The sequence below is a fragment of the Clostridium sp. C8 genome (assembly GCF_001010885.1).
GTDB lineage: Bacteria > Bacillota > Clostridia > Clostridiales > Clostridiaceae > Clostridium > Clostridium sartagoforme.
Genome location: NZ_LBMX01000004.1, coordinates 1 through 5,092, shown reverse-complemented (window position 1 = coordinate 5,092; position 5,092 = coordinate 1). Strand labels below are relative to the sequence as shown.

The following is a 5,092-nucleotide window of genomic DNA, read 5'->3' as shown; positions in this document are numbered from 1 at the left end:
TAAGTAAGCTTGATGGCTATGACGTATAACGCATGAAGATATAAGTAATTAAAAATAAAAGTGAGGCATTAAATCCTCACTTTTCATTTACTATAAATTATTTCTTTTCATCTTCAGTCACTCTTCCATCTGAGCTGCTTACAGGAATTGCTTCTCCTAAAAACTTAGGTTCTGGTTTTAATATATTTACATAAACAAAGTCCTTTAATTGTGCTAATAATTCACGTTTCTTATAACTATCCATTAATTGATACTCTCTTTTATCTGATTTTAATCCATACGCATCTATACCCATTTTTCTTGCTATATATAATGCTCTTGGCAAATGATATTCATTAGTTACTATTATAGCTTTATCTACCTTAAATATTTCTTTTGCTCTATACATAGTATCATAGGTACTAAACCCAGCATGATCCATAAATATTACTTTTTCATCTATATCACTTTTTAAGATATATCTTTTCATAGCACCAACTTCATTATAATCTTCTCTTCCGTGATCTCCACTTAACACAAATGTATTTCCAAGTCCTAAATTATAAGCTTCTACAGATGATTCCAGTCTATCAGCTAATATATCTGATGGTGTTCCATCACTTCTAACACCTGCGCCTAATACTATTATGGCATTATTATTCTTTGGCAAATCATTTAAATCTAATATATATTTATCCCCATAACTTTTAACCCTAACTATTATTGAAACTATTAAAATAATTAAAGTAATTATAAAGATTGCCATGTATGTCATAAAAGATTTCACCCACTTATTTATTCTTTTATTAAACATCTTTCCTCCATACTAATATATTCTTATGCTTTGCTAAATGACATCTTTATATGTGGTATTTCTGCCTCTTCATAAATATCTGATATAACCTTAAACCCTATTGATTCATATAATCCTTTTACATATAACTGTGCAGATAAGGTTATTTTATTTTCACCTAATTCATTAATTATAAAATCTACTGCTCTTTTCATCATTTCTTGAGCTATATTATTTCTTCTATAATCTTTTAGTACTAGAACTCTCCCAATGGAAGGCTCCTTATAAGACATTCCAGCTTTAAGTATTCTACAATATCCAACTAAAGTATCTTTATAATATACTGTTAAATGGTAACATTCCTTGTCCTTATCATCAAAATCATTTTCACTTGTAATTTTTTGATCGCAAACAAAAACTTCATATCTCACCTTTACTATGTCATAAAGTTCATTTATGTTAAGTTCATCAAAATATTTAAGTCTAAATTCAAACTCCTTCTTCATATAACTATTCCCCTTAATTCATATTCTTTATAGTACTATCATTATAATATTATTGCTTTACTTTTTCTACAAACAAACATTCTAAAACTTATTAAATTTATATAACTACACATTTCATTGATAGATATGAATAACTTTCTTTACTATAAATATATAAGTATTTATTAAAACAAAAATGAGGGTAGCTAGATACTAATTATTATAATATCTAACTTCCCTCTTGTTATTTACTTAACACTTTTCCATCTATAACTTTAATAATTCTATTACACTTATAAGCTATATTTATATCATGAGTAACTATTATTACCGTTTTTCCACCTTTATTGATTTCTTTTAATATTTCTATAACATTTTCTCCTGATGCCATATCTAAAGATCCTGTTGGTTCATCTGCTAATATTATATCCGGATTATTTATCAATGCTCTAGCAATAGCTACTCTTTGTTTTTGTCCACCTGATAGCATTGATGGTTTTTTATTTATATAGCTATCTAAACCTACTCTTCTTAATATATCTATTCCCCTTTTTTTCATAGTTTTTTTATTATTTGAATATGTTAGTGGTAAGGTTACATTATCTATAATATTATAGTCATACAATAAGTTAAAATTTTGATATACAAAGCCTATTTTCTTATTTCTTATCTCTGCTAGTTTCTTTTCACTTAAATTTTCTATTAATTGTTCATTTAAATAATAATTGCCTGTTGTTGCTACATCAATGCATCCTATAATATTTAATAATGTAGACTTTCCCGAGCCTGAAGGCCCCATTATCGCTACTAATTCTCCTTCTTGTATAGATAAATTCACATTATCTAATGCCTTAGTTTTTCCTTCTCCCTTACCATAAATCTTTGTTACGTTTCTTATATCAATACTCTTCATATCCCTAATCCCCTTTAACTAAATCTATTGGATTAAATCTTCTCAAACTCAATATTGGTATTATACTAATAAGGCTTACAATAACTATAACTGTTAATAAGTTTTTTAATATAATCTTAATAGTCAACAAATTACTGTCTGTTAAAAAAATTAAAATTAGAGATACAATTCCTGCAAAAACACTCATAAGTAATATCTCAAAAAATATTTCCTTTGATACTGTATTTAATGTTGCTCCTTGAGTTATTCTTATACCAAATTCTTTTTTCCTTTTATTTATTTCTCCAATCATAACTGATGAAACTCCCATTACAGATAATATTGTAAGAGCTAACCCTAATACACTTGCATTTACACTTGATTTCTCTAATACTTCTTTTGTTCTATTAACTTCGTCTTTCATATTTGTTATTTCAAGGCTAAACCCATCATCTTCTAATATAGGTAATAATGTATCAACAACCTTATCCATACTATTTGAATTAGGTACATTTACCCAAATTCCATATTGAGCCATTATTACTTTGTTACTTAGAAATAAAACATCATTTACTACTGGAGTTATTACAAAGGCATCTGAAAAAGTTACTCCATCCACGTACTTTCCCTTACTTCCCAACATCACCATATCATTATGATCATAAAACCCTATTACTTTATATTTTATATTTATTAATCCTCCATCTATATCTGGTACTGAATATTTAAATTCATCACCTATAGATATTTTATCCTTGTAGTCTAATCCTATTATCATAGGAATAGGCTCTTCTTTTGAGTTAATATTAAAATCACTAGATGTGAAGTTTCTTCCTTCCACTATATTTATTTTATACAAATTAAAGAATTCCTCATTTATATTAATCTCTGATGTATTTCTAATCAAAGTATTTTCATCTAAATTGTGATACTCTTCTGGTAAGTACTCCTTAGCAATATCACTTTTCCCAGCGCTACCCTCACTTGAAATTATAGGGTTTCCTCCACCCCCACAGTAGTAAATGAAATTATTAAATATTATTCCTTTATCTTTTAAATCCGTTAATGCATTATAACTCTTTTCTATTTTGTTAAAATCAGCTGATGTTATTATCTTATCTGATTTAGAATTTTTATTATCATATACTTTAGTTTCCACTAAATAAGTGTTCTCAAAATCAAATAACCTTTCAAGATTTTTAGGCTTATTTTCATTTTCTTGTTTTATTATTGAGCCTGTATTTAAAAGTGTTAGCCCTATAGATAATTGTAGTATAGTTAAAAAAGCTATTAATTTTATTCTCTTTAGGGATTTTAATGCATTTCCCATAATTATTCACCCCTTAATATTACTGACGGTCTAACTCCCGAAAGATAAAAAATAGATGGTAAAGTTATAATTACTGCCACTATAACTGTTAAAATCATTGAATATAAAATACCCTTTATGTTAATTGCCACACTAAGATTTTCTATATATCCTCCACTTATAATGAATACTATATAATGTATAGCAAAGGCTAAGATTAACGAAATAATACTTATATAAAACATTTCATTAAAAAATAACTTCATAAGTTGTTTGCTAGTACCTCCTACTGCTTTTCTTAAGGCTAACTCCTTCTTTCTACTTTCTACCCATAATGATGATAATGTTAAAGAATTAATTAATGTTATTATTACAATAAGAATTGAAGCTTTATATAAAGACTCTGCCTCAACCTTCCTATTTTCTTTCATATATGAAAATACTTCCAAATTATTTTTATTATCAATTTCCTTAATATATTTAGTTAGAATGTCAATACTTGAATTTATACTTTCTTCTTCTCCACTAATTATAATATTTAGATAAGGTGAATTAATCTTATTTTCACCCAAAAGTTTTATAAAACTATCATTAGGGACTATTATTCTTTTTGTTGTATCATAAAAACTACCTATTTTCTCAAACTCATATCTTTCACTACCATAGCCCATTAAACTTACCTCTTCTTCATTGAAAGCTGAAGATGCAATATATATATTATTTTGGGATAAGTAATCTTCACTATTAAATAAGTTACCCTCCTTAAGTTCTCCAACAGTTGAAAAACTCTTAATTATAAACTCACTTTCAATATAAGCCTCTGACTTGTTATCATAAAATCTTAAATCTACAGTTATTTCCTTATCCTTTATTAGACCTACAACATCAGAAATACTAATATCATTTTCTAACTTAAAAACTATTATTTTATTTTTATCTGGACTAAATTTATTAATTAGTTCTTCTTGATTTAATATAATAGAGTTACCTAACGAAAAAGTTATTATTGTAAAAGTAAATGCTAATATAAAAAACATATTGATACTTTTTCTTTTTAATAAAAATTTAAACACCTTATCCCCTCCTGTAAATATACTAACATTTATGTAATATATTTACAATACGGTGTTTGAATGTTATAATATTTTGTATATATTAACAATATTAATAATATATAATTATATGTAACAATAAAGGAGTGGTTAAATGAATAAAATTTCAAAATTCATAGCATTATCCTCATTATCCTCATTACTATTAACACCTTTAATTACAAAAGCTGTATTAGCAAATGAAATATCACCAATGGCCAATTATAGTATAAGGTCTACAGTTAATCTTTATAGTAACTATATGGAGGGTTCCATGGTATCTAACGGCCCCTCTAATGCTGGTGTATGGGTAGATAGTGAGATTGTAAATCCAACACCTACCGTTCTTAGATATGCAAAAAGCTTTACTTATGATAATAAATATCCTGCTGAAACATATGTTTATACTTCCTTTAGAGGTGATGGTTATGTAGAAAATGGCTGTATTCTTAATGGTAATTGGACATATGTAAGAAGAACCACAACTATAGGCTATTAAAAAAGAAATAAATCAGCATAATTAAAATTAAAATCAACCAACAA

6 protein-coding genes are annotated in these 5,092 nt (G+C 26.6%); 1 reads left to right on the top strand and 5 read right to left on the bottom strand.

Features of this window, described 5'->3' with window-relative positions; all coding sequences use genetic code 11:
* Positions 1–97: 97 nt before the first annotated feature.
* The 5 genes from AAT22_RS00365 to AAT22_RS00345 all read right to left on the bottom strand — a co-directional run bounded on the left by AAT22_RS00365 (position 98) and on the right by AAT22_RS00345 (position 4,531).
* The gene (locus tag AAT22_RS00365) at positions 98–793 is read right to left on the bottom strand and encodes an ElyC/SanA/YdcF family protein (protein WP_052953878.1); all 696 of its coding nucleotides are present in this window, start codon (positions 791–793) and stop codon (positions 98–100) included.
* A 23-nt stretch (positions 794–816) separates the two neighbouring features.
* Positions 817–1,278: a GNAT family N-acetyltransferase gene (locus AAT22_RS00360; protein WP_046999897.1), complete on the bottom strand. Its 462-nt coding sequence runs from the start codon at positions 1,276–1,278 to the stop codon at positions 817–819.
* Between the two features lie 223 nt (positions 1,279–1,501).
* Positions 1,502–2,170, bottom strand: coding sequence for an ABC transporter ATP-binding protein (locus tag AAT22_RS00355; RefSeq protein ID WP_016206954.1), 669 nt, complete (start codon positions 2,168–2,170; stop codon positions 1,502–1,504).
* Positions 2,171–2,174: 4 nt separating this feature from the next.
* Positions 2,175–3,479, bottom strand: a complete 1,305-nt coding sequence (locus tag AAT22_RS00350; RefSeq protein ID WP_016206955.1) for an ABC transporter permease — start codon at positions 3,477–3,479, stop codon at positions 2,175–2,177.
* A 2-nt stretch (positions 3,480–3,481) separates the two neighbouring features.
* Positions 3,482–4,531, bottom strand: a complete 1,050-nt coding sequence (locus AAT22_RS00345) for an ABC transporter permease (protein WP_046999896.1) — start codon at positions 4,529–4,531, stop codon at positions 3,482–3,484.
* Between the two features lie 133 nt (positions 4,532–4,664).
* Between AAT22_RS00345 and AAT22_RS00340 the strand changes: the two genes are divergently transcribed.
* Entirely contained in the window at positions 4,665–5,048 is a 384-nt protein-coding gene (locus tag AAT22_RS00340) for a hypothetical protein (RefSeq protein ID WP_046999895.1), read from the top strand.
* Positions 5,049–5,092: the final 44 nt, after the last annotated feature.